The 24356-nt window shown below is 55.9% G+C and carries 22 protein-coding genes; 9 read left to right on the top strand and 13 right to left on the bottom strand.

What is annotated here, in order from left to right:
- Nucleotides 1-15: 15 nt before the first annotated feature.
- Complete coding sequence (locus tag BJF95_RS06705; RefSeq protein ID WP_075638666.1) at nucleotides 16-621, bottom strand: DUF6656 family protein; 606 nt, start codon at nucleotides 619-621, stop codon at nucleotides 16-18.
- A gap of 459 nt (nucleotides 622-1080) precedes the next feature.
- Between BJF95_RS06705 and BJF95_RS06700 the strand changes: the two genes are divergently transcribed.
- The gene (locus BJF95_RS06700) at nucleotides 1081-1551 is read left to right on the top strand and encodes a BA14K family protein (RefSeq protein ID WP_075638902.1); all 471 of its coding nucleotides are present in this window, start codon (nucleotides 1081-1083) and stop codon (nucleotides 1549-1551) included.
- Between the two features lie 56 nt (nucleotides 1552-1607).
- Here the strand turns inward: BJF95_RS06700 and BJF95_RS06695 are convergent, their stop codons facing one another.
- Entirely contained in the window at nucleotides 1608-2603 is a 996-nt protein-coding gene (locus BJF95_RS06695) for a transporter (RefSeq protein ID WP_075638665.1), read from the bottom strand.
- A 212-nt stretch (nucleotides 2604-2815) separates the two neighbouring features.
- Here BJF95_RS06695 and BJF95_RS06690 point away from each other — a divergent pair, with 212 nt between their 5' ends.
- Nucleotides 2816-4603: an acyl-CoA dehydrogenase family protein gene (locus tag BJF95_RS06690; RefSeq protein ID WP_075638901.1), complete on the top strand. Its 1788-nt coding sequence runs from the start codon at nucleotides 2816-2818 to the stop codon at nucleotides 4601-4603.
- Between the two features lies 1 nt (nucleotide 4604).
- On the top strand, nucleotides 4605-5369 hold the full coding sequence (locus BJF95_RS06685) for a crotonase/enoyl-CoA hydratase family protein (protein ID WP_075638664.1): 765 nt from the start codon (nucleotides 4605-4607) through the stop codon (nucleotides 5367-5369).
- A gap of 62 nt (nucleotides 5370-5431) precedes the next feature.
- On the opposite strand, the gene BJF95_RS06680 is transcribed toward BJF95_RS06685, so the two are convergent.
- The gene (locus tag BJF95_RS06680; protein WP_075638663.1) at nucleotides 5432-6688 is read right to left on the bottom strand and encodes a class I SAM-dependent RNA methyltransferase; all 1257 of its coding nucleotides are present in this window, start codon (nucleotides 6686-6688) and stop codon (nucleotides 5432-5434) included.
- Nucleotides 6685-7446: a TlyA family RNA methyltransferase gene (locus BJF95_RS06675; RefSeq protein ID WP_075638662.1), complete on the bottom strand. Its 762-nt coding sequence runs from the start codon at nucleotides 7444-7446 to the stop codon at nucleotides 6685-6687. Before BJF95_RS06675 ends, BJF95_RS06680 begins: the two co-directional genes overlap by 4 nt.
- Before the next feature lie 480 nt (nucleotides 7447-7926).
- On the opposite strand from BJF95_RS06675, the gene BJF95_RS06670 reads away from it, so the two are divergent.
- Together BJF95_RS06670 and BJF95_RS06665 are read left to right on the top strand one after the other, a co-directional pair.
- Nucleotides 7927-9876 carry a methyl-accepting chemotaxis protein gene (locus tag BJF95_RS06670; RefSeq protein ID WP_075638661.1) on the top strand — a complete coding sequence of 650 codons (1950 nt, stop codon included), beginning with the start codon at nucleotides 7927-7929 and terminating at the stop codon, nucleotides 9874-9876.
- A gap of 620 nt (nucleotides 9877-10496) precedes the next feature.
- A complete protein-coding gene (locus BJF95_RS06665) occupies nucleotides 10497-12440 on the top strand; it encodes a methyl-accepting chemotaxis protein (protein WP_075638660.1) in 1944 nt (647 codons plus the stop codon).
- Nucleotides 12441-12509: 69 nt separating this feature from the next.
- Here the strand turns inward: BJF95_RS06665 and dxs are convergent, their stop codons facing one another.
- The 3 genes from dxs to BJF95_RS06650 all read right to left on the bottom strand — a co-directional run bounded on the left by dxs (nucleotide 12510) and on the right by BJF95_RS06650 (nucleotide 15907).
- Complete coding sequence (gene dxs / locus BJF95_RS06660) at nucleotides 12510-14432, bottom strand: 1-deoxy-D-xylulose-5-phosphate synthase (protein ID WP_075638659.1); 1923 nt, start codon at nucleotides 14430-14432, stop codon at nucleotides 12510-12512.
- Nucleotides 14433-14714: 282 nt separating this feature from the next.
- Entirely contained in the window at nucleotides 14715-14969 is a 255-nt protein-coding gene (locus tag BJF95_RS06655) for an exodeoxyribonuclease VII small subunit (protein ID WP_075638658.1), read from the bottom strand.
- 2 nt (nucleotides 14970-14971) lie between these two features.
- Complete coding sequence (locus BJF95_RS06650; RefSeq protein WP_075638657.1) at nucleotides 14972-15907, bottom strand: histone deacetylase family protein; 936 nt, start codon at nucleotides 15905-15907, stop codon at nucleotides 14972-14974.
- A gap of 152 nt (nucleotides 15908-16059) precedes the next feature.
- Between BJF95_RS06650 and BJF95_RS06645 the strand changes: the two genes are divergently transcribed.
- Entirely contained in the window at nucleotides 16060-16461 is a 402-nt protein-coding gene (locus BJF95_RS06645; RefSeq protein WP_075638656.1) for an acyl-CoA thioesterase, read from the top strand.
- A gap of 3 nt (nucleotides 16462-16464) precedes the next feature.
- Here BJF95_RS06645 and BJF95_RS06640 read toward each other — a convergent pair whose 3' ends face one another.
- Genes BJF95_RS06640 through BJF95_RS06625 form a run of 4 tightly spaced genes read right to left on the bottom strand, consistent with a single transcriptional unit; the run spans nucleotide 16465 to nucleotide 19294 of the window.
- The gene (locus BJF95_RS06640) at nucleotides 16465-17343 is read right to left on the bottom strand and encodes an aminoglycoside phosphotransferase family protein (protein ID WP_075638655.1); all 879 of its coding nucleotides are present in this window, start codon (nucleotides 17341-17343) and stop codon (nucleotides 16465-16467) included.
- A 54-nt stretch (nucleotides 17344-17397) separates the two neighbouring features.
- Nucleotides 17398-17961 (bottom strand): biotin transporter BioY, encoded by a 564-nt coding sequence (locus BJF95_RS06635; protein WP_075638654.1) that lies wholly within the window; start codon nucleotides 17959-17961, stop codon nucleotides 17398-17400.
- A gap of 53 nt (nucleotides 17962-18014) precedes the next feature.
- Nucleotides 18015-18620 carry an energy-coupling factor transporter transmembrane component T family protein gene (locus BJF95_RS06630; RefSeq protein ID WP_139317426.1) on the bottom strand — a complete coding sequence of 202 codons (606 nt, stop codon included), beginning with the start codon at nucleotides 18618-18620 and terminating at the stop codon, nucleotides 18015-18017.
- Nucleotides 18617-19294 (bottom strand): energy-coupling factor ABC transporter ATP-binding protein, encoded by a 678-nt coding sequence (locus BJF95_RS06625; RefSeq protein ID WP_075638653.1) that lies wholly within the window; start codon nucleotides 19292-19294, stop codon nucleotides 18617-18619. The genes BJF95_RS06630 and BJF95_RS06625 overlap by 4 nt, the downstream gene beginning before the upstream one ends.
- 204 nt (nucleotides 19295-19498) lie before the next feature.
- Here BJF95_RS06625 and speB point away from each other — a divergent pair, with 204 nt between their 5' ends.
- Nucleotides 19499-20386: an agmatinase gene (gene speB / locus BJF95_RS06620; RefSeq protein ID WP_425348681.1), complete on the top strand. Its 888-nt coding sequence runs from the start codon at nucleotides 19499-19501 to the stop codon at nucleotides 20384-20386.
- 84 nt (nucleotides 20387-20470) lie between these two features.
- Nucleotides 20471-21658 (top strand): winged helix-turn-helix domain-containing protein, encoded by a 1188-nt coding sequence (locus BJF95_RS06615; RefSeq protein ID WP_075638898.1) that lies wholly within the window; start codon nucleotides 20471-20473, stop codon nucleotides 21656-21658.
- 118 nt (nucleotides 21659-21776) lie between these two features.
- Here BJF95_RS06615 and BJF95_RS06610 read toward each other — a convergent pair whose 3' ends face one another.
- A complete protein-coding gene (locus BJF95_RS06610) occupies nucleotides 21777-22538 on the bottom strand; it encodes a Stf0 family sulfotransferase (RefSeq protein WP_075638652.1) in 762 nt (253 codons plus the stop codon).
- A 173-nt stretch (nucleotides 22539-22711) separates the two neighbouring features.
- On the opposite strand from BJF95_RS06610, the gene BJF95_RS06605 reads away from it, so the two are divergent.
- Nucleotides 22712-23551: a PhzF family phenazine biosynthesis protein gene (locus BJF95_RS06605; RefSeq protein ID WP_075638651.1), complete on the top strand. Its 840-nt coding sequence runs from the start codon at nucleotides 22712-22714 to the stop codon at nucleotides 23549-23551.
- On the opposite strand, the gene BJF95_RS06600 is transcribed toward BJF95_RS06605, so the two are convergent.
- Nucleotides 23541-24299 (bottom strand): carbon-nitrogen hydrolase family protein, encoded by a 759-nt coding sequence (locus BJF95_RS06600; RefSeq protein WP_075638897.1) that lies wholly within the window; start codon nucleotides 24297-24299, stop codon nucleotides 23541-23543. The genes BJF95_RS06605 and BJF95_RS06600 overlap by 11 nt on opposite strands.
- Nucleotides 24300-24356 lie beyond the last annotated feature (57 nt).

Below are 24356 nucleotides of genomic sequence, written 5' to 3'. Positions count from 1 at the left end.
ATCTGCTGTGAGACGTTATGCGGCGGCAATCACCTCGCGCAGAGCGGGGTCTTTTGCGCCCAGCATCAACACGTTTTTCAGGGCCACTTTCGGATCGGTTGTGCGAAACAGTAAGCCGTCCTCACGGATCGAGCGATCAATGGTCATTTTGCGCGTTTCCCGATCAGGCTTGAGGGCAACAGCAAAATACATGCGGCCATATTGGGGGCTGATATGCTCAAAAAAGCTCTCTTCTCCGCCAATCTCGGCAAAGAAATTGGCAATGTAAAAAGACCATTTCACATCGGCATAATTGGCAAAGCTGGTGCGGGCCGCCGTGACGTGGCAATAGCCCAAATGGGGGATGTCGCTTAACGTCTTTTGAAACACGGCCTTGGGAAAGCGAATGGCGCGGTGCACGGTGTTGAGACGTTCATAGGTTTTTTCGCCAACGGCTTCCAGCCGCTTGGATGTGCGCTCGGCCACTTCTTCATGGGTCAGGTAGCGCTTTTCGTCGCTCAGCCAGTCCTCTTGCTGACGAATAATCTTGCCGGTGCGTAGAAATTCAGTGTGACCGCTGCGGGCGCGCTTTGCAGCAAGCGCCAACGGGTTCCGGGCAGCGAAATATCTCAGCTTCGACATTGGCGAACTCTCCACACATGAGAGCATCGGCTGAAAAGTGGGAACCGGTTTTCAGATAAATCCGATGCGTAAACAAAAACTGAGAGCATCTTGCCGATTCCAGTTTTCGGACCGATGCTCTCGAACTCAACGACGTCAGCGCACGCACACATCACGATATAGAACAGTGATGTCGATGTTCAGCTCCACTTGCACATAAGTTGTTGTCTTGCTTGAGCATTGCCTACGCCACATGCGGTAATTGCCCCAAGTTGAACCAGCAGACCATGCCCAGCACATCACCATAAGCAGCATGGATTACGCGAGGCTTGCCTTTGCGCCGATATCTTGATGTTTCGGCCCGCTGCTCCATATAAATTAGATGTTAGAAAGTGTTAATTTCAGGTTCATCTGCCACTTCGTATGCTGGCACTCAGTAAGCTGTATTGGCTGTTGTATCTGAATTTTGGAGGTCTGGTCATGGCGATGATGACGCGTTTGGCAGTGGTGGGAACAGCATTGGCTGTTCTGGCAAGCTCTCTTGGGTCCGCACAAGCGATGCCGCTCACAGGTTTTACCCCTGTGGCAAAGGCAACATCCCCGGTGGAGCAAGTGCAATGGCGGGGTGATGGCTATTATGGTCGTCCTTATTATGGCCGACACGGCGATGGCTATTATCGCGGATATCGGGGCTATGATCGCCCGCGTGAACATTATCGCCGTCACCATGACGGGCGCTGGTATCCGCTGGCCGCCTTTGCGGCAGGCGCGTTGATTGGTGGCGCAATTGCCTCGCAGCCGCGTCAGGCTCCCATCCCGCGCGGTGGAAATGGCGTTAACCCGCGCCATTACCAGTGGTGCGAGGGGCGCTACCGCAGCTATGACGCTTACAGCAATACATTCGTGACCTATTCTGGCGTTCGCCAGCAGTGCCTGTCACCTTACTATTGATCTGAAACCGAAGTTTTCCAGCGCCCGGCCTTGTGCCGGGCGTTTTTGTGTTTTGTTCAAAGAATTTTGGCGCGTTTCAAAATCAGCCAGGCAAACAGAATGGAGCCGACAATGAAGGCGATGGCATAGGTTGATCCCTGCGGGGCGTGGGTAAACGGCAGTTCTGAGGTGTTCATGCCAAAAAATCCGGTCACCAGCGTTGGCGGCAACAGAAAGGCCGTCATCAACGACAACACGTACAGATGTCGGTTGGTTTCCGAGGACAGCTTGCTGTCTATTTCTTCATGCAGCAGGCGCGCGCGCTCATGCAGGGCATAGACATCGTGGTCGGCGGCTTCCAGCCGACTGGTCAGGCGGGTGGCCACATCTTCAAACCCTTCCGGCATTTCATCATCATCGGCCGCCGCCGCCCGGCGCATCAGGCTGAGCATGCCGCGCAAATGCCGATGCAGGCGCACAATCACCCGGCGCAAAGGGGCAAGCTGGGTGCGCTCGTCGCGCAAATCCTCATCATAGACCACATCTTCAATGCGGTTGATCTCATCCATCAACTCAATCACCAGTGCCATGATGCCACGCTGGGATTCGGCTACCAGCACTTCATAGACATGCAAGGGTGAGCGAAATTTTGCCGGGTTTTTCTCGAGCGATGCGCGCAGCAGATCCACCGAGCGAATGGGTTGCAGCCGCGTGGTGATGATGAAGCGATCGGAGAGCGCAAAATGCAGCCAGCCAATATCGCGGGTGGTTGAGTCAAACTCCCGTTGAAAATCCACCAACGTGCCACAAATCAGCTGATCATCGACAGAAAGGGCGGCGTGATGCTCGTGATTGATCAATGCTGCGCGCGATGCTTCGGTTAATCCGGCAAAATTTTCCAAAAATGCAGGCACTCGGCCATCTGCAAGGCTCAGGTGCAGCCAGATAAATCCCTTGTCAAACAGCAGATCATCGGCGGTCATGTCCATGGGCAAGCGCGCGGCGGTGCGGCTTTCGGGATCGATGTGATAGGCCCAGACCAAACCAGGGATCAAACTCGGCGTGGTCAGCATGGTGGCTAAGCTCCTGCAATGGGTCGCTGGGTCGGTGAGGGTGGTTTGAATGCGACCATCATAAACACGGTCATACGCACTCTATATGCAGCGATTGTGACGCGACGATCAAGAGGTGCGAGTTTGCAGCTGTGATCTTTGCTGCGCACAATGTTGACGTTTACGTAAAAATCAATAGGCTATGAGCATGATACGGGATGGAGGAGATCACGATGTATAAGGCCCCTGTTGAGCACATAGCCTTTACCCTCAAGCATGTTGCCGGCATGGCGCAAGCCCTGGAAGAGGGGCGGTTTGGAGACCTTTCGGAAGATCTGGTGGATGCGATCCTGGATGAGGCCGGGCGTTTTGCCACACAGGAAGTGGCCCCATTGGCCGCCGTTGGCGATCGCCAAGGGGCAAGGCTGTCTGATGCCAAGGTGACTTTGCCCGATGGCTGGGCCGATCTTTACCGCCGCTGGGCCGAAGGCGGCTGGAACGGGCTGGTAGCAGAAGAGCGCTATGGCGGGCAGGCCTTGCCGCATTTGTTGAATGTTGCGGCGCTGGAAATGTGGAACTCCGGCTCGATGGCCTTTGCGCTGGGGCCAACCTTGACCATGGGCGCGGCCGAAGCGTTGAGCGCGCATGGCAGTGATGCCTTGAAAGAGAAATTTCTGCACAAGATGGTGTCTGGCGAATGGATGGCCAGCATGAACCTCACAGAACCCCATGCCGGGTCTGATCTCGGAGTGATGAAAAGCCGGGCGGAGCGCCGTGACGATGGCAGCTACCGGATTTTCGGCCAGAAAATCTACATCACCTGGGGCGAGCATGACGCCACCGACAATATCATCCATCTGGTGTTGGCACGATTGCCCGATGCACCGGCTGGTACGCGCGGCATTTCGCTGTTTCTGGTGCCAAAATTTCTGGTCAATGATGATGGCACGCTGGGTGCGCGCAACGATCTGTTTTGCCATGCGCTGGAGCATAAGCTGGGCATTCATGGCTCGCCAACCTGCACGATGATTTATGGCGATGGCCGCTTTGGCGATGAGCCGGGGGCGATTGGCTATGTGATTGGTGAGGAAAACAAGGGCCTCGCCTGCATGTTCACCATGATGAACAATGCGCGGCTGGCGGTGGGCATGCAGGGTGTGGCCATTTCGGAAGCCGCCACTCAAAAGGCTTTGCACTACGCCAAAGAGCGCACCCAGGGCAAAGCGCCCGGCTGGAGCGGTGCGGGCATGAGCCCGATTATTGAACACCCGGATGTGGCTCGCACCTTGCTGACCATGAAGGCACTGACCCAAGGTGCGCGCTCCATCTGCTATTCTTGCGCCCATGCCATTGATATGAGTCATCACACAGAAGGCGATGAGGCCAGGCATTGGAGTGAGCGCGCGGCATTGTTGACGCCGATTGCCAAAAGCTTTGCCACCGATATTGGCGTCGAGGTTGCCTCTATGGGCATTCAGGTGCATGGCGGCATGGGCTTCATTGAAGAAACCGGAGCTGCGCGCCTGCTGCGCGACGCGCGCATCGCACCAATTTATGAAGGCACCAACGGCATTCAGGCCATTGATCTGGTGATGCGCAAACTGCCGCTTTCCAATGGCGAGCATGTGCGCGGCTTTATCAAGGAGCTGAAGGCCATTGCGGTGGAGGTGGATACGTCCAATCAGGAGGGCTTTGGCGAAGCGGCAACGCGTTTGCTGTCTTCCATCAAGGATTTGGAAGAGGCAACCGAATGGCTTTTGGCCAAAATTGCAGACGGAGCGCAAGCGGATGCATTAGCGGGTGCCACGCCCTATCAACGCCTGTTTGGTCTGACGCTGACGGGCGCTTACCTCGCCAAGGGGGCTTTGTTTGATGGGGCCAATCATCAGGGTCATCATCTGCCTTTATGCCGCTTTGCCGCCGAAAACCTGCTGGCTGAAACAGCAAGCCTCAAGCAGACCGTTGTTGGCGGATCAGCAAGCCTTGCGGCTGGGCGCAGCATCCTGATGGCAGGAGAATAACATGAGCGATCATATTCTGGTGGAGATGCCCTCTGCCGATCCCGGTGTTATGGTGATCCGCCTGAACCGGCCCGAGAAAAAGAATGCGCTGACATCGGCCATGTATAGCCGCATGACCGAGGCATTGAAGGATGCAGAGCGTGATGATGCCGTGCGCACCATTGCCTTTCTGGGCACCGAAGGTTGTTTTTCTGCTGGCAATGACATGGCCGATTTTCTGACCTATGCCATGTCGGGGGCTTTGCAAGAGCCAGCGGCCTTTGGCTTGCTGAAAGCGCTGGCCACGGCATCCAAGCCCATGGTGTCGGGAGTGGATGGTCTGGCCATTGGCATTGGCACCACGTTGCATATGCATTGCGATCTCACCATCGCCTCAGACCGCAGCCTGTTCAAAACGCCGTTTGTAGATCTCGCCCTCGTGCCGGAAGCTGGCTCAAGCCTGTTGGCTCCGCTGGTCATGGGCCATCAACGCGCCTTCGCACTTCTGGCGCTGGGCGAGGGTTTTTCGGCAAACCAGGCTCGTGAGGCCGGTTTGATCTGGAAGGTGGTTGCCTCTGAAGCGGTGGAAGCCGAGACGCTTTCACTGGCCGCAAACCTTGCCGCCAAGCCAGTACAAGCGTTGAAAATTGCCCGCGATCTGGTGCGTGGAGATCGGGATTCGCTTTTGACGCGCATGCAGGAAGAGCTGGATCATTTCGTGGCGCAGCTGAAAAGCGCTGAGGCGAGAGGCGCGTTTGAAGCGTTTATGCGCCGCAAAACTTCGTAATGTAACAATAAAAAAGGCACCTTATCCGGTGCCTTTTCTCAACCATCACCAAAATCCAGGCTTCAGCCTTTGCTCAAGCTCACCACCACTTCCACATGCGGCGACCAGAGAAACTGGTCAATCGGTGTGACGGAGGTGATTTTATAGCCGCCCTCGATCAGGATCGACAGATCGCGCGCCAGCGTCAGCGCATTGCAGCTCACGGCCACAATGGTTTTGACCTTGCTCTTGGCAAGCTCGCGACATTGCTCTTCGGCACCTGCGCGTGGCGGGTCAAACACCACGGCATCCATGGTTTTCAGCTCGGATACCATCATCGGGCGGCGAAACAGATCGCGCTTTTCGATCTTGACCGGCTTTAACCCTTGGGTGTTGCGTGCCGCATGGTCCAGCGCTTTGATCGCCTTCTCATCGGATTCAACCGCCAGCACTTGCGCATTGCGGGCCAGCCTGAGCGCAAAGGTGCCAATGCCGGAAAATAGGTCAGCCACGCGCTTGGCCTTGCCCACATGCGCCAGCACCAGCTCGGCCATGGCTTGTTCTGCGGGAACAGTGGCCTGACAGAAGGCACCCGGCGGCATGTTGACCTTGGCTCCACCAAAATCCAGAATCGGTTGGTGTGGCTCAATGACGATTTCACCATTGACCGACACGCGGGCAATGCCGCGCATCTTCAAGGTGGTTTCGGTGAGATTGCGGCGCTCACGATCGGCCGCGCCGCCGCGCACACCATCAATCGAGACATCCAGCCCGGTGGTGGTTTCTGTGACCGTCATGCGGAAATGGTCGGAGCCGGTGGCGATGGCAGCCCCAAGGGCGCGCAGATCATCCAGCCGCTCCAGAATGCCGGATGAGGTGATGGGACATTCTTCCAGCTCGACAATATGGCGCGAACCGGCCTGATTGAAGCCAATCAGCAGGCCTTTTTCGCGCTTGCGGGCGGTAAACACAATGCGCCGACGCTCACCGGCATGGGCCTCGATCACCTCGGCAACATCGGTTTCAATGCCCTTGGACTTCAGCGCCGCAATCAACGTCGCGCGTTTGAAGACGTTATAGGCGGGCTTGGCCATATGTTGCAGCGAGCAGCCGCCACAGGTGCCGCCAACGCCATCGAGACCAAAATGCCGACAGGCAGGCTCGATCCGATCTGCCGAGGCTTCGGTGATCGACATGATGGTCGCCTGGTTTTTCACCCGCGCCACCGCCACTTTTTCGCCGGGCAAAGAAAACGGCACAAAAATCGGGCCGTCCGCGCCATTGGCAATGCCATCGCCCTGTGCGCCAAGGCTATTGATAACAAGCGTTTCCGTGCTCATGCGTCATCCTCAGGCTTGAAACCTGCCAGCAAAAATTCAACATTGCCATCACCACCTGCAATCGGTGAGGGGATCATGCCAAGGCTGACCCAGCCCATATCGTCCACCAGCCAGCGCTCCAGCTCGGCGGCCACCTGTGGCGCGGTTTCCGGCTCTTTCAACAGGCCCGCTTTGCTGATGGCATCGCGCCCGGCCTCAAACTGCGGCTTGACCAGCAACAGACAGTGCGCGCCCGGCTCGGCCAGCTCAAGGGCTGGCACCAAAGCCAGCTTGATCGAGATGAAGGAGACATCGGAAACGAGGAAGGTGAAGGCTTGATCGCCAATATCGTCCGGCTCAAGATAGCGGGCGTTCAGCCCTTCGATGTTTTCAACCCGCGCATCGCTTTGCAGGCGGGGATGCATCTGCTCGTGACCGACATCAATGGCGATGACATGGGCGGCACCGCGCTGCAACAGCACTTCGGTAAAGCCGCCTGTCGAGGCACCGACATCAAGACAGACCTGATCGGAGGGGTCGAGCTTGAAATGATCCAGGCCCGCGACCAGCTTCAGTGCTGCCCGCGAAACATAGTCCTGCGCGGGATCATCAATTTCGATGACGGCATTGGTGGCAAAGCAAAGACTTGGTTTGGTAACAACCTTGCCATTGACCTTGACGCCACCGCGTTGAATGGCATCGCGCGCCCGTGACCGGCTGGCGACAAGATTGAGTGAGACCAGCAATTGGTCAAGACGTTGGGGTTCTGATGAAGACATATCCCGTCAATGGCGTTTTCCGCAGGCAGTTGCAAGCACTCTTGCAGATTTTAACACATTCCAGCGAAAATCCTTTCAACATTGAGGCAGTCACATTGAACTTGCGCTCGTCTTTTGCGGCATCATTTGTGCCTCACGGTGCTTCGGATTGAATCCATGACGCGGCAGGCGTTTGCGCAGTTGCATCTTCATCCACAATTAATTTCATCGGTTGCGCTCTCAACTTGACAGAGTGCAATTTCGAGACAGATCTGTCGCGCGAGATGTAACGTTTTGTTAGCGGCAGTTGCGGCAATATCGGCGCCAACGGTTTGTCAGGGAAAAGTGGTTTTCGGTTTTCCTGATCAGACAAACCAAGCAAAAGAGTGGGATTTTGACCTCTGCCGATCTGAGACCGATCCTTGCGAGCGGGCAGGGCTGCTCAGTCCCATCAACGTCATACGCCTGCACCATGTGGGTACAATGTAAGAAGGCCGTCTCATGTCCTTTCAGGATTTCTCGCTCAGTAAAAAGCTATATGTGACATTCATTGCGATTATGGCCGGATGTTTTATCGCATCTGGCGTGGTTTTCATGCAGGGCAGAGCGGCCAAAAGCGCTCTGGACGAGCACCGTCAGGCTGAGGAGATGACGGCGTCGCTTGGGACAGCACTTGAATCGATGCTGGAAGAGGCGGTTAATCATCGTGGCTATCTGCTGTTCCATTCCGACAGCACCTATAAGGCCGTTTTTGATAGTCGCGAAAAGCTGGTCAAGGCCATTGATCAGGCCCGTATTGATGCAAAGGGTCATCCGGATATTCTGAGATTGCTGGATGATGTCAAAGTGGCCGCCGACAATTTTCACAATCGTTTGGTTGTGCCGCAGCTTGAGGCCGCTAAGGCCGGTAAGCCGATCAGCGACGTGGTGCAAATGAAGGGCAGTGCCCAAGGCTCTGAACTGGATGATTTTCGCAGCGCCGGTGCCAAGGTCAAGGCCGTTCTGGCTGACCTGACGGATCGGCAGCGCAATATTCAAAGCAGTGCCCATGACAATCTCCAATTGGCCCTGTTTGGCGGCAGCGTTGTTGCGGGTGGCATGGCTGTCTTGCTCATTTGGCTTTTGGCCCGCTCGATCGTCACCCCGATCACCGGCATGACCAATGCCATGACGAGGCTTGCCGAAGGCGACCATGGCGTGGATGTTCCGGCCGTCAATCGTGGCGACGAAGTGGGACGGATGGCCAAGGCCGTTCTGGTCTTCAAGGAGGCCGCCATCGAAAAGCAACGTCTGACGGGCGAAACCGAAGCCCTGCGCATGCGCTCTGAGACGGAACAACAGGCAGCACAAGCGACTAAGCAGCAAGAAGCCGATGAAATCGCCTTTGCCGTTGGCGAATTGGCCGAAGGTCTGTCGGCACTGGCCAATGGCAATGTTGCCCATCGCCTGAACAAGCCGTTTGTCGAGCGCCTCGACAAGCTGCGGGTGAATTTCAATGACTCGCTCTCCAATTTGCAGGCAGCGCTGCAAACGGTTGGCACCAATGCCCATGCCATCAATGCCGGTGCCGCTGAAATCCGCGCATCCGCTGATGATCTGGCCAAGCGCACCGAGCAGCAGGCGGCCTCGGTTGAAGAAACAGCCGCCGCCCTTGAGCAGGTAACCCGCACCGTCAAGGACAGCGCGCGTCGCGCCGAAGAGGTTGGCCAATTGGTCAACTCCACCCGCACGGGGGCCGAGCGCTCCGGCGCTGTGGTGCGCAACGCCGTTGCGGCCATGACCGAGATTGAAAAATCCTCCGGCGAGATCGGCAATATCATCGGCGTGATTGAAGACATTGCCTTCCAGACCAACCTGCTGGCTTTGAACGCCGGTGTTGAAGCGGCCCGCGCCGGTGAAGCTGGTAAGGGCTTTGCCGTGGTGGCGCAGGAAGTGCGCGCTCTTGCCGAGCGCTCAGCCAATGCGGCCAAGGAAATCAAGGTGCTGATCAGCGTTTCCGGCGGCCATGTCGGCACGGGTGTATCGCTGGTTGGCGAAACAGGCCGCGAACTTGAACAGATCGTGGGTGCCGTGCAGCAGATCAGCGCCAATATTGATGCGATTGTCACCGCCAGCCGTGAGCAATCCATTGGCCTATCCGAAATCAACATCGCGGTCACCGCGATGGACAATGGCACCCAGCAAAACGCTGCGATGGTTGAAGAGCAAACGGCGGCAAGCCACACGCTGGCATCCGAGGCCGATGGCTTGATGGCCTTGCTGCGCCAGTTCAATCTGGGGCAGACTTCTGCCGCCACAAGCTCCCGGACTGTTGTGGCAACGCGCGCCGCAGCACCACAGCCAATGGTGCGCCAAGTGGCAGAGCCGGTGCGCTTCGCTGGTAGCAAAGCGGGCAACAGAAGCACAGGCAATGCTGCAACCTTAGTTAAACAGGAATGGTCTGAATTTTAAACGCCGGGGCATGTCCCACAAAACCAGTGCACTGACGCATTTACTTCGTTCATGCTTTCGTGCACTGGTCTTTTGTTTCTGCAGCAGATTAAAAGTGTGACAGCGTCCTTTGCGCGCTATAGATGGCGCATTGCGCTGTAAAAGTGGAACCCGGATTCCTGCGCGATGCCATAGAAAGCCTCAGTGTTTCTTTGAAGCACTGAGGTTTTTTATGCTCGGATTCCGGAGTATCATTCACAAAATCGGAGGCAATGGGCCGGAATACATTTTGTTTCTTGGTGTCTCAGTCGCGGTCTATTGCAAATTTAGGTAATTTTACATCGATTTATCAATCGTCTTTTCAGAATTTCATTAATTTTGAAGTTGGCTTTTATCAAAAAATTCGCTTCTGATGATGATTTTGGCATGTAAGACCCCCCTTATTTTATGGGATTTTTAATATCACTAAAGTAATCATATTGAATGTTCGAGGCGCATTCAATCTAACTGAAAATCGCAGCAACCTTTTTTGAATTGGTGTCGAAAGCTCTTATGATAAGAAAATATCTTATGCGTTTGAGTAAAAATTTCTGTTTTTAAGTCTTGAGCGATTGACGATTACATCGATTCGGAGGTTTGGTATGAATTTCGTAAATAACATGCGCATTTTTGTGAAGGTTGGTCTGGCGTTCTTTATTCTTCTTGTCGTCAGTATTTTTGTGAATACGATAAGCTGGAATTCCCTATCACGGCAGGAACAGTCTTCTGAATGGACGAACCATACCAATAAAGTCCTGTCGAAAATGGATGCCGTTGTTGCAGCCATGGTTGATCAGGAAACCGGCATTCGTGGTTATCTGCTATCGGGTGGCGACGAAAAGTTTCTCGACCCGCAAAAGGCGGGCAAAGCGCATTATACCGAGACCTATGCCGCGGTTCGCAGTCTGACGTCTGACAATGCGGTGCAGCAAAAGCGCCTTAGCGATCTGGATGCGCTGGTTCAGGCCTGGCAGACCAAGATTGTCGCGCAGGAAATTGCCTTGATGAAGGACCCGGCAACCAAGGAGCAAGGTCAACAGCTTGAGACTTCCGGCGCTGGCAAGCAATATATGGATGGTGTCCGTGCCAAGGCCAAGGAAATTTCCGACGAGGAAATACGGCTTCTGGACATTCGACAGGCTGCGGCAATTGACGCCGCTTATCAAGCGCGCCGCAATATTCTGATCGGCAGTGGCGCGCTTGTCGTGATCCTTGCCTTGTCGCTGCTTATCCTCAACAAAGGCATGATTGTGCCGCTGACCCGCATCACCGCATCCATGCGCAAGCTTGCGGACGGAGACACTGCCATCGAGATTCCGGGCATTGGCCGTCGTGATGAAGTGGGTGCCATGGCCGATGCTGTTGAAGTGTTCCGCAAGAATGCGATTGCCAATGTTGAACTGGAGAAGCAGGCCGCGTCCTCGCGTCAGGAAACCGAAAAAACCCAAGCCGCAAACTGTCAAAGAGCCGAGCAGGAGGCCGCAAATCTGCGCTTTGCCACCCAGACACTTGGTGAGGGCCTGAAGCGCTTGGCGCAAGGCGACGTCTCCTTCCAGATCAACGAAGCTTTTGCCCCTGAATATGAAGAGTTGCGCAAAGACTTCAACACCTCGCTTGCCCAACTGGGCTCGGCGATTGGCTCTGTTCTCGCAACGGTTGAAGGCATGGAAAACGGCACGCGCGAAATTGCCGCGAGTGCCAATGATCTTTCCAAGCGCACCGAGCAGCAGGCCGCAGCACTTGAAGAAACCGCAGCTGCTCTGGATGAAATCACCGTCAACGTTTCCAACTCGTCGCAGCGGACAGCAGAGGCGCGCACAGTTGCAATCACCGCCAACCAGAATGCGGTAAAATCGTCTGAAGTCGTCAACCAGGCTGAAGATGCCATGAAGCGGATTGAGGAAAGTTCACAGCAGATTTCCAACATCATTGGGGTTATTGACGAGATTGCCTTCCAGACCAACCTCTTGGCCTTGAATGCCGGTGTGGAAGCGGCCCGTGCCGGTGAAGCAGGCAAGGGCTTTGCCGTGGTGGCGCAAGAAGTGCGTGAACTGGCACAGCGCTCGGCAAATGCTGCTAAAGAAATCAAGGGCCTGATTCTGAATTCTTCGACAGAAGTGGGCAATGGTGTCAAGCTGGTGCGCGAAACAGGGATTGCTCTGAAATCAATTGGTGATCACGTTGTGCAGATCAACCAGTTGATGGAAGCCATTGCCACATCGGCCAAGGAGCAGTCTGTTGGCCTCGCGGAAGTGAACTCTGCCGTCAACCAGATGGACCAGACAACCCAGCAGAATGCGGCGATGGTTGAGCAGTCCACAGCGGCCGCCAGCGCGCTCGCCTCGGAGGCCAATCACCTGAAGGAACTGGTAGGTCAGTTCAAGCTTGCCGGGTCGCAGGCCTCCCATGCGGGTCCAATGGCCGTATCCTCCTCGCAGCGGCCGGTGCAGTCGCCAGCGCGTGCCCTTGCATCCAAAGTTGGCAGAGCTTTCGGCCTTGGATCATCCTCTGCGAGCGCTGAAAAGCAGGTCTGGTCTGAATTTTGATGATTGTGATCGTGCCGTGCGTTTATAAAGCGCACGGCATCTTCAACGGCCTTTTCGCAGATACTCTGATCAGAGAGCCGCAATATCCCGTCCGAGATGATTGTGGGCAAGCGCCTTGAACACGGTTGCCACAATGCCCTTGGCATCCAGACCAGCGTGCTGATACATCACTTCCGGCTTGGCCTGATCCACCCATGCGTCGGGCAGCGCAAGGCTTCGGATTTTCAGGCCATGGTCCAGCAGACCTTCATTGCTCAAGAAATGCATTACTTGCGCACCAAAGCCGCCAATCGCACCTTCTTCCACGGTCACCAGCACTTCATGATGGCGGGCAAGCTGGCGAATGAGATCCACATCGAGCGGCTTGGCAAAGCGGGCATCGACAACCGTGGTGGACAGGCCAGCAGCATCAAGATCTTCAGCCGCCAAAAGACAGTCTGCCAGGCGCGTGCCCAGCGAGAGAAGGGCGACCTTTGAGCCTTCCTTCATCATTCGGCCTTTGCCGATTTGCAAAATCTCGCCACGCTCGGGCATGACAACGCCAACGCCTTCGCCGCGTGGATAGCGGAAGGAAATCGGACCGTCATCATAGGCGGCGGCGGTGCGCACCATATGTTTCAGCTCGGCCTCATCGGCGGCGGCCATCACCACGAAGCCGGGCAGGCTTGCCAGAAAGCCAACATCAAACGAGCCCGCATGGGTTGGGCCATCGGCTCCCACAAAGCCAGCCCGATCAATGGGAAAGCGCACGGGCAGGCCCTGAATGGCCACATCATGCACCACCTGATCATAGCCGCGCTGCAAGAAGGTAGAGTAGAGCGCGCAAAACGGCTTGTAGCCTTCAGAGGCAAGGCCTGCGGCAAAGGTCACCGCATGCTGCTCGGCAATACCGACATCAAAGGTGCGCTCCGGGAAAATGTCATGCAGCTTGTCCAGCCCGGTGCCAGATGGCATGGCGGCGGTAATGCCAACGATCTCGTCGTCATGGCGGGCCTCCTCCACCAGCGCATCGGCAAACACGGCCGTATAGCTGGGCGCATTCGGCTTGGCCTTGGCCTGCGCACCGGTAATCACATCGAATTTATTGACGCCGTGATATTTGTCGGCGGCGGCTTCGGCGGGCGCATAGCCCTTGCCCTTTTGCGTCACCACATGGATCAGCACCGGGCCTTTGCTGTTGTCGCGCACATTGCGCAGCACCGGCAACAGATGATCAAACGAATGACCATCAATCGGGCCAATGTGGTAAAAGCCCATTTCCTCAAACATGGTGCCGCCGGTGACATAGCCACGCGCATGTTCTACGGCGCGGGTAATGGCGCGGTCGATGTTTTTGCCCAAATAGGCGGTCAGCTTTTTGCCAATCTCGCGCATGCCCATATAGGTGCGGCCAGAGGCGAGACGCGCCAGATAGGCGCTCATCGCACCGGTTGGCGGCGCAATCGACATATCGTTGTCGTTGAGAATGACAATCAGACGGGCATCCAGCGCCCCGGCATTGTTGAGCGCTTCAAACGCCATGCCCGCTGACATGGCACCATCACCAATCACGGCAATGACATTGCGATCGGTCTTGCCAAGCTCTGCCGCCACGGCCATGCCCAGGCCCGCCGAAATCGAGGTGGAGGAATGGGCCGCGCCAAAGGGGTCGTATTCGCTTTCCGCCCGCTTGGTAAAGCCCGAAAGCCCACCTTCCTGACGGAGTGTGCGGATGCGATCACGGCGTCCGGTGAGGATTTTATGCGGATAGCATTGATGGCCGACATCAAAAATCAGCCGGTCATCGGGCGTGTTGAACACTTTGTGGATGGCAATGGTCAGCTCGACCACGCCAAGGCCCGCACCCAGATGACCACCGGTGACCGAGACAGCATCAATCATTTCGTCGCGCAATTCGCGGGCGAATTGAGGAAGATCCTTATCGTCAATCTTGCGCAGATCAGACGGGAAGGTCACTTGATCGAGCAGCGGTGTATTCAGCTTCGATGTCACAGGCTCCGGCCTCTTCAGAGTTTGTCAGGGAAACGTGGAACCCGGTTTTCCCCGACAAACGAAAACAAAATAATCGAGAGATTATCAGGCTCGGTCTGAGCGCGATAACGTCTCCAATGTCGTCAAGCCGACCTTGTTTGGCCCTGCATAACGCTTTGCAAGGCCAGAACAAAAGTATCAGGCCGTTTTGAGGCTTTGTTTCAGCCTCGCAGTCTTTGACGTTATATAGGCGCTAAATGTGCAAGGGAAAAGGGATAAACACGCGCGCCGGCTCAGGCCGGCTTATGCGCCATCCAAAGGCTCGGTGCCAGCGGGCTTGCCGGCGCGGTCCAGTCGGATTTTCTCGATGCGGTTTTCAGCGGCAGACAGCAGGGTTTCGCAATGCTTTTTCAAAAGCTCGCCGCGCTCATAGATGGCAATGGATTCATCCAGCGCCACATCGCCACGCTCCAGCCGCGCCACAATGCTTTCCAGCTCAGCCACCGCTTTTTCGAACGAGTAAGCCGACAAATCAGCTGCTGCAGTGGTTTCAGTCATACTCAACCCTTCATCAATCTCGAAATATGCATGCCAGCCGACTCGGCCAGACCCTCCAGATCATAGCCGCCTTCCAGCAGGCTGACGACCCGGTTTTTGGCAAAACGGTCGGCCACTTCCATCAAACGGCCGGTTGCCCAGTCAAAATCCTCACCCACCAGATTGATCTGAGCCAAGGGATCGCGGTGATGGGCATCAAAGCCTGCCGAAATTAAAATGAGATCCGGTGAAAAATCATTCAAGGCGGTCAAGGTGCGTGATTTAAACGCCTCGCGGAAATGATCGGAGCCGGAGTTTTCCGACAAAGGCGCATTGACAATGGTGTTATGCGGTCCGGTCTCGTCCTTTTTGCCGCTCCATGGATAGAGCGGCATCTGGTGGGTGGAGCAAAACAGCACCGACGGATCATCCCAGAAAATATCCTGAGTGCCATTACCGTGATGCACATCCCAATCGACAATTGCCACGCGCTCAACCCCATGCATCCTTTGCGCATGGCGGGCAGCGATGGCCACCGTGTTGAACAGGCAAAAGCCCATGGCCTTGCTCTTTTCAGCATGGTGACCGGGCGGGCGGCCTGCGACAAACACATTGTCGGCCTTGCCGGTCATCACATCATCCACCCCGGCCATGGCCCCGCCAATGGCGGTGAGTGTACATTGCAGGCTTTTTTGCGAGGCGTAGGTGTCGGCCTCCAGCTGATTGATGCGGTCTTCTTCTTCAGGGATCTGCCGCATGACCGCGATAAAATGCTCTTCGGGATGCGCCAGCATCACGGCATCTTCATTGGCCTGTGGCGCTTGGCGGCGCTCAAGGGCAGCAAAATTGGGATGTTCCAGCGCAATATTGAGCGAGCGCAAGCGATCGGCCCGTTCTGGATGGCCCTCAGGGGTGTTATGATCCAGAAACAGCGGATTTTCATAGAGCCGTGTGGTCATGGGAGATCCTCTTGCCGAGCGGGCCATGGTGATTGCAGGCGTTTTACCTGTCTCACGCGCTATGGTCCAGTCATCATGTCAGTCGGGGGCTGTGCTTGTTCTGCGCCTGCGTTTCTGTCTAGATAGGTCTTCATGTGGTGAGGGGAACGGCGATGGTGAAAAAAGAGCGCAGTGATGTCATGGAAACGCTGGTGGGCTTGCGCGATGCAGGTGTGACGGGCCGCATGAACAACAGCGCGCTTCTGGCCCTCTCAGAGGAAGCGCTGGCGCGCTTTTGGCAGTCGCGCCCCACCATCGACAATGAGCCGGATTTTCGCCCGACAAAATTCGAATGCCGTCTTTATGATGCTCTCAAGCCCGGTGATGTTTTGCGCTTTTCAGTCGCGGTCGATAAAATCGGCGGCAAATCCGCAGGCTTCGCCGTGGCTGTGGAGTGCAACAAGGCCCGCGCCGCCGACGTTGAAATTGTCTGGACCGCGGTTCACCCGCAAACGGCAGAGCCCGTGGCCCTGCCGGAATTGTTGCGCGATTGGCTCTATCAATATTTGCCGTAAAAGTCAGCCAAGCTCGTTCTGGATGATGGTGTCTAATATCTGTAGTTGCGGATCATTATCACGGTCCGATTTTTCAAGCGTGATCAGGCATTTCCATAAGGCCCAGCCGCGCCCGCGTTGCCAGGTCTCTCGATCAAGGGGGAGGGCTGCATGAAAATGCCGCCTGCTGTCATCGTTGAAAAAAGTCCAGGCAATGGCAAGGTCGCAGGCCGGATCGCCGATGCCCATAGAGCCAAAATCGATCACCGCACTTAATTTGCCGTTGTTTACCAGCAAATTTCCCGCAGCAATATCGCCGTGCAGCCAGACAGCAGGCTTGCGCCATTGACTGGACAGAGCTGTTTCCCAAATTGCTGTGGCTGCTTTTGCATCAATCTTGTTTTTCAGCGTGGCAATAGCCGTTCGGGTCTCGCGGTCGTAAGTTGAAAGAGCGCCGCCTCGATAAAAATTGTGTGGGCCAGCTTCGGGGCCGTTTGATGCATCAAGTGTGTAAAGGGCGGCGAGAAACCCGGCCAAATCCTCGGCAAAACGGCACGGATCATCTATTTTGCCGTGCTCAGCGGTTTCTCCCTCAATCCAGCCGTAGATGCCGAATGGGTGTGGAAAATCTGCACTCGCCTGACCAAGGGCAATCGCCTCAGGGATTGGCAGGGGAAGATGGGGCGCAAGACGGGGTAGAAATGTTTGCTCTTTTTGCACTTGGGCAGAATAGCGCTCGGCACTGGGCAAGCGAATGACCATGGTATCACCAAGGCGAAAGCTGCAATTGTTCCAGCCACCGGGCACAATGGGCGTGATGGTGAAATCCGCCCACTGTGGAAACTGCGCGCCAATCAGGCTGCGGACCAGTTCAGTCGAAACCATCTTCCTGTCATCGGCCATGGCATCACCTTTCAGAATGTGGTGACACCATAGTCGAAAATCATGACAGCGATTTCAAGCCCGCTTGGGCAGCAGCGGATAGCCGACCATCACGGCGCGGGCGGCAAGCGTTGCAATGGCGGCTTTGATCAGATCTCCGGGAAGAAAGGCGAGGGAGCCGATCAGAACCTTGTCAAAGGGTGTGCCCGTGACCATCGATACCCATGGCATGCCGCAGGCATAGACCACACCAATGCCGCCGATGACGGAGGCTGCGAAAAACCCTGCCATTTGCATGGGCGTGGATTGGCCGTTGCGCACCAGCCGCTCTGCCAAAAAACCGGTGACAAAGGCACCGATGATCCAGCCAAAGATATAGCCGCCGGTGACGCCCATCAGCACGTGCAGCCCGCCATTGCCGCCCGCCAGAACCGGCAGGCCCATGGCAACCAGCACCACCAGCAATGCATAGGACAGCGCACCGCGCTTGGCACCAATGATGCAGCCCGCCAGCATGACGCCCATGGATTGCGCGGTGATGGGCACCGGAATGAAGGCGAGGGTGACCGGCGGGATCAGGCCCAGCACAATGACGATGGCGGTAAAGAGGGCAGTCAGCACGAGGTCTCTGGTCGTCACGAAACATCTCCACTTAGAAATTGATAGTTTTTCAGTTTATAGATTATTTCGATTTAGTGCCCCCGAATGTCGCGGGCGTCAATAGCCTCGGCGATAGAATCTGCTTCTTTCAAGGTTAGAATAATCAGTGGACCGATCATTTTAAGCGGGCTGACTGTCAAACCACGAGCCCTGTGGGCGTCTTTCAACGCCTGATAGCGATTGGCAATATCCGGCACAAAGCGCAGTACAAGCCCCAGCGCCAGGCTGACATCGGATGCTTTCAGCAGACCCAGCCGTTCCAGTGGCATCAGCAGTACGCGAAGGGCTTCCATAAAGTCGGCAATGCTGGTGGTGGCGGTGATGGTGGCGGCCAGAAACACCACAGCCAGCAGCCGCAAACTGCTCACCAAAGCATCGAACGGGCTGAGCACCAAGGCGTTGAACATGGCAAACAGCGCAATAGTGATGACAACCGCACGAATGCGCCGAAAGGCTTGTTTGAACCCAAGCCCCAGCGAAAGATAGAGAATTCCGCATAGGACTGCCGCCACCGCTTGCACCCAGAGGGAGGAGAGCAGTGCCAGCGTGATGCCCGTCAGCAGCAAAATCGCCAGCTTCGCAAAGGTTGAAAGGCGATGAAAGAGGGTGTTACCCTCGATATACAGGCTGGTCATCATGTGACGAGATTCCGATAAAACGCGGTTGCTTCGCCGGCATCGCCATCAAACACCAGGCGGGCCTGATCAAACACCAGAACACGATCAAACTCTGCCACAAACTCGAGATCGTGGCTGATCACCAAGGCATGTTCTTCGAGTGCGCGAATGGTGCGCACCACCTTGAGCTCGTTTCGCAAATCAAGCTGGTTGGTGGGCTCATCAAAAATCACCAGCTCAGGCTTTGTCACCAGCACGGCGGCAAGGGCTGCCAATTGCAACTCGCCGCCTGACAGCTCATGGGGGCGTCGGTTGAGAAGGTGAGCGATGCCCAGCCGCTCCACCACAGGCGCAATGGCGGCCTCAAGAGCGGCCCCCTTTAAACCTCGCGCCTTTGGCCCCATGGCAATATCATCGCCGATCAGCGGCAAAATGATCTGGTTGGCCGGATTTTGAAAGATAAAGCCGGTGCGCGACAAAACCGCTTTAGCATCCTTGACCGTATCCAACCCGTCCAACGTGACGTGGCCGGATGTCGGCTTGATCAAGCCATTGATCAGGCGGGCAAATGTCGATTTCCCCGATCCATTCAGGCCAATCACACCAATGCGCTTTTCGCTCAGCGTGAGTGTCATGGGCTCCAGCGCCACGCGGCCATCGAAGGCAACCATGACCTGTTCAAAGTGGATCTGCACGATGCGACTATCCTTTTTGCGTTTCGGCAAGCTGTATAACGGGCGCGGCGATAAAGGGAAATGCCGTCTTTTGCGGTTTACAGCCGCACAAAGCTTTGCTCCTATGTGCAGGCTATCCACCCAAGGAGCAGAATTTTGACCTCAGAATTTTATCAGCCTGTCGATGCCGGTGCTATTCCTCGTTTTGCCGGACCTGCCACATTCATGCGTCTGCCGCTGTTAACCTCGGCCAAAGGGCTGGACATCGCCCTTGTCGGCATTCCGTGGGATGGCGGCACCACCAATCGCGCCGGTGCCCGCCATGGCCCACGGGAGCTGCGCAATCAATCCAGCTTGATGCGGCGGGTGCATCATGTCTCAAAAATCGAGCCGTTTAAACTGGCCAATATTGCCGATGTCGGCGATCTTACCGTCAATCCGATTGATTTGATGCTGGCGCTCAAGCAAATGGAAGATGGTATGGCCGCCATTCTGGAAGCCGGTGCGCTTCCGCTCGTTGGCGGCGGCGATCACCTCACCACGCTGCCGGTGCTGCGGGCGGTGGCCAAATCCCGGCCGGTTGGTCTCATCCATTTCGATGCTCATTCCGACACCAATGACAGCTATTTTGGTGGCCAGCGCTTTACCCACGGCACACCGTTTCGCCGCGCCATTGAAGAAGGCCTGCTGGACCCGAAACGCATGGTGCAGATCGGCATTCGCAGCTCGCTCTACAGCGCCGATGAGCATGACTGGGCCAAAGAGCAGGGCGTTCGCATTATCTATATGGAAGAATTCACCCGCCGTGGCCCCGAGGATGTGATGGCGGAAGCCCGCGCCATTGCCGGTGACGGTGCCACCTATGTGAGCTTCGACATCGACAGCATCGATCCTTCTATGGCTCCGGGCACCGGCACGCCGGAAATTGGCGGCTTTCTCACCCGCGAGGCACAAGCCATGGTGCGCCTGCTGGAGGGCGTCAACATCGTTGGTGCCGATGTGGTGGAAGTGGCTCCGCCCTTTGATGTCGGCGGCATGACTGCCATTGCTGGTGCCACCATGATGTTTGAGCTGTTGTGCATTATGGCAAAGCTGGTGGCAGACAAGCGTTAAACCAAAGCGCAACCCTTCGAAAAATGTGCCGAAGGGTTGAAATTTTGCCTTGAACAAAGAGTGAACATTATTTATCGTTTTCGCATGGCTTATGTGATCGACAATCAAACAGCACGGCGGATTTTTTTGGAGCGACAAGGTCTCAGCCGCCCACCCGGCAAGGCGTTGTCGCGGCAAGACCTGCTGGCGCTGATCCATGATCTCGGTTTTGTGCAGGTGGATAGTATTGGCACGGTCGAGCGCGCCCATCATCAAATTCTGTTTTCACGCAACCAGACCTATCGGCGCGAGGATTTGACCGCCCTTCTGGAGCAGGATCGTCTGCTGTTTGAGCACTGGACCCACGATGCCTCGATTGTGCCAGTGGTATTTTTTCCCTATTGGAAGCACCGCTTTGCCCGCGAAGAAAGCCGCATTCTGGAGCGTTGGCGCAAGTGGCGCGAGCCGGGGTTTGAGGCTGCTTTTGAGGAGACCTATCGGCGCATTGCCGAAGGCGGCCCGGCTCTGTCACGGGAGCTGAAAGAGGGCGATCATAAATCCGGCGGTTGGTGGAATTGGCATCCGTCAAAAACCGCGCTGGAATTTCTGTGGCGAACGGGCAAGCTCACCATCAGAGGCCGCGAGAATTTTCAAAAAATCTATGATGTCAGTGAGAAATGCATTCCGCGCGGCCATTTTGATGCCGAGGTCAGCCATGAGGCATTTATGGATTGGGCCTGCCGCGAGGCGCTGATACGCCTGGGCTTTGCCACCTCTGGCGAAATTGCTGCCTTCTGGCATCTGGTCAGCCCGCAAGAGGCGAAGCAATGGGTGGAGGATCACAGCGCTGAGCTTGAGGAAGTGCTGGTGATGCCCCTGAGTGGCGATAAGCCGCGCCCCTCTTTTTCTCTTTCCAAACACCTGCCGCAGTTGCTGACAACACCCGCACCCCCGGCGCGCATCCGCGTTCTGAGCCCGTTTGATCCCTTGATTCGTGACCGGGCACGCACGGAGCGCCTGTTTGGCTTTTTCTATCGCATCGAAGTGTTTGTGCCTGAGCCCAAGCGGGAATATGGCTATTACGTCTTTCCACTCTTGGAAGGTGACCGACTGATTGGCCGCATCGATATGAAGGCCAACCGCAAGGCAGGCACGCTCGATGTCAAACGCCTGTGGCTGGAAAAGGGCGTGAAAGCATCCAGCGGGCGGCTGGAAAAGCTGGATGCGGAATTGCGGCGTCTGGCAAAATTTACCGGTGTTGACAGGGTGGTTTATGGCGAGGGTTGGCTTTAGAAGCTGTTTCTACAGCGCCGTGCGCCATATATGGCGCACAAAGGACGCTGTAACACTTTAAATCTCCTGCATAATTCCTTAAATCGGAATCGATTTAAGGAATTATGCAGGAGCGCCGTCATTGCGCTTCCAATTCCGCCCGAAACCGCATCACCCAATCCCGATTGGTGGCATCGGCCAGCTTTGCCACACCCGGCACCACACCATTGGCGGCGTCCGCGTCGACCCCCAAAGCCTCCAAAATCATTCGCAAACAGCCGACGGGGTCTTCTGACAAGGTCGTGTAGGTGATCCGAAGCGGTTCAATGCCCTGCGCCTCAAACCAGTCTTTCCAGCCGAGGTCAAAATCTGTGAACCGATCATAGGTGGCGCGGATTTCGGCGGCATCATAAACTGGCTCTTTGACAGGTGCCACCCGCTCCAGCTCGGTGCCATCCGGGGCAACATGCCACAGACCGGTCTGCTCTGCCTTCACGCAGGAAACCGCTTGTTCCACTTTGTCCAAACGGCTCAGGTGAATGAACAAGGTGCGCCCAAAGGCCGCCTCGAGCCGTTGCAAATCACTGTCATGACCGGGATGCAAAACACGCAGTTTTTCCATGAAAAACTCAAAGCTATGGCGTTGCAGCCGTAAGCCAAACATGCCGGTGTCGAGGCTTCCCTTGGCCTGAACCGCCCGAAATATCGCCTCAAGCATTTCGGCCTCAGATAGGCTTGGATCGGGCATCAGATTGCAATCGGCCATCCAGTCCGACAGGTCAGGACGATGAAAATAAGACCCCGGATTGCCAGAGACACCCGTTGCTGCCAGCAGCTTGCACAGCAAGGTGCTACCGCTTCTGGGTGAGGTGCAGATGATGTAGGATGCGTATTTGGGCATAGGTCAGTTTTCCAAAGCAGGAGCGGTCAACGGCGATCAGGAAATTTGAACTCTATTTTCAAAATATTACAACGCGATGGCAGGTTGGAAAATCTGCAGTCGTGCCTACCTGAGGGCGTGAGCGTCACATTGGTTTGTTTCAAAGATCATACAGCAAAGCGAATGGGTTGAAGATGTCAGAGTCGAACATATTGAGAATTGCTGCCTTTTCGGAAAAGGGCAAGGGCGGTAATCCGGCAGGTGTTTTGATCGGTGCAGCCTTGCCCGACACCGCCGAGATGCAGCAGATCGCTGCGGATGTCGGCTATTCCGAAACAGCCTTTGCGGCCCCCACGGATGGAGGGTGGCGCGTGCGTTATTTCTCGCCCGAGTCCGAGGTGCCATTTTGCGGTCATGCTACCATTGCTCTTGGCGCGGCACTGGCGCTGATAAAAGATCCGGGCATTTTTCCGCTGATCCTCAACAACGCAAATATCACAGTAGAAGGACAGCGGACAGGAGATCTGCTGACAGCGGCGTTGCAATCACCACCAACCCATAGCAGGCCAGCGTCGCCTGAGCTCGTGGCGGATGTGATGGCACTGTTTGGCTATTCACACGATGACTTGGACCCGGCAATAGCACCTGCATTCATCCATGGCGGTGCCGATCATATTGTCGTGCCATTGCGGTCGCGTGAGGCGCTGGCGGCAATGACCTATGATCTTGATGCCGGGCGCAAGTTGATGCTCCGCGCAGGTTTGGTGACCATCTTGCTTGCCTACGCTGAAACACCGCGCCTTTTTCACACTCGCAATCCCTTTGCCTCCGGCGGCGTCTATGAAGATCCAGCGACAGGGGCAGCAACGGCCGCTTTCGCGGGCTATCTGAGAGACATCGGCTGGCCGCACGGTGGCGCGATTGAGGTTATCCAAGGTGAGGACATGGGGATGCGCTCTCGTCTTCGCGCAGAAATTGCGCCAATACCGGGCAGTTCCATTCGAGTATCCGGCGAAGCCCGCCTTATGGACTGACGGCTTGGACATCTTTTGCAATCGGCATATCGACGATCAACAAGCCCGGCTCTTCCAAAGGGAGTTGCGATATCACCTGACCAGCCGGGTTGATAAGGGCCGTTGGACCCCATGAGATGCATCCGTCGCGTTCTCCAGCAATATCACAGGACATCAACCACATGCCGCTTTCTCTGCATCTCTCCCCACGTACCTGATTGTGAATGCGGCGAAACTCCTCCGCCTTTCGCCTCGGTAACATGTTGTTGGCGAGGCATACAATCAGCGATCCGCCACCAAGCGCAATGGGTGAAGCGGCTTCGGGGAAATTGGTATCAAAGCAGATATTCATACCAAAGCGTAGTTGATCAATGGCAAAGACAGGGACACGCGTTCCTGCCGTGAATATGCTCTCGCTCTTCAGCAGGTGAGTTTTCCTGTAGCGTCCAATCACTTCGCCGTTCTGGATTAATACAGCGGTATTGAACAACCCGTCCTTATCCCGCTCAATCATTCCCATGGCGACAAGCATGTCCACATTGGGAAGTCGAGCGATTAACGATAGGAACTCTGGCGATGCAATGTCGAACGCAAACTGCTGGGCGCGCTGGTCGAGCAGATAACCTTGCAAATAACATTCGGGAAAGCAAAGGAGTCGGGCATTCCGCGACTTTGCCTCTATCGTTACATCGACCGCATAGGCCACAGCAGCTTCAACGTTTTCGCGAAATTCAGGCGTTTGGGCAGCAGCAATGCGAACTGTTTTCATCAAGGGATCCAGCATGATGATCGTTCGTCATTCTTGTCAGGAAACACTCAAATCACC

The sequence above is a fragment of the Rhizobium oryziradicis genome (assembly GCF_001939045.1).
Taxonomy (GTDB): Bacteria; Pseudomonadota; Alphaproteobacteria; order Rhizobiales; family Rhizobiaceae; genus Allorhizobium; species Allorhizobium oryziradicis.
The sequence above is the reverse complement of the archived record's forward strand: the minus strand, read 5'-3'. Positions and strand labels throughout refer to the sequence as shown.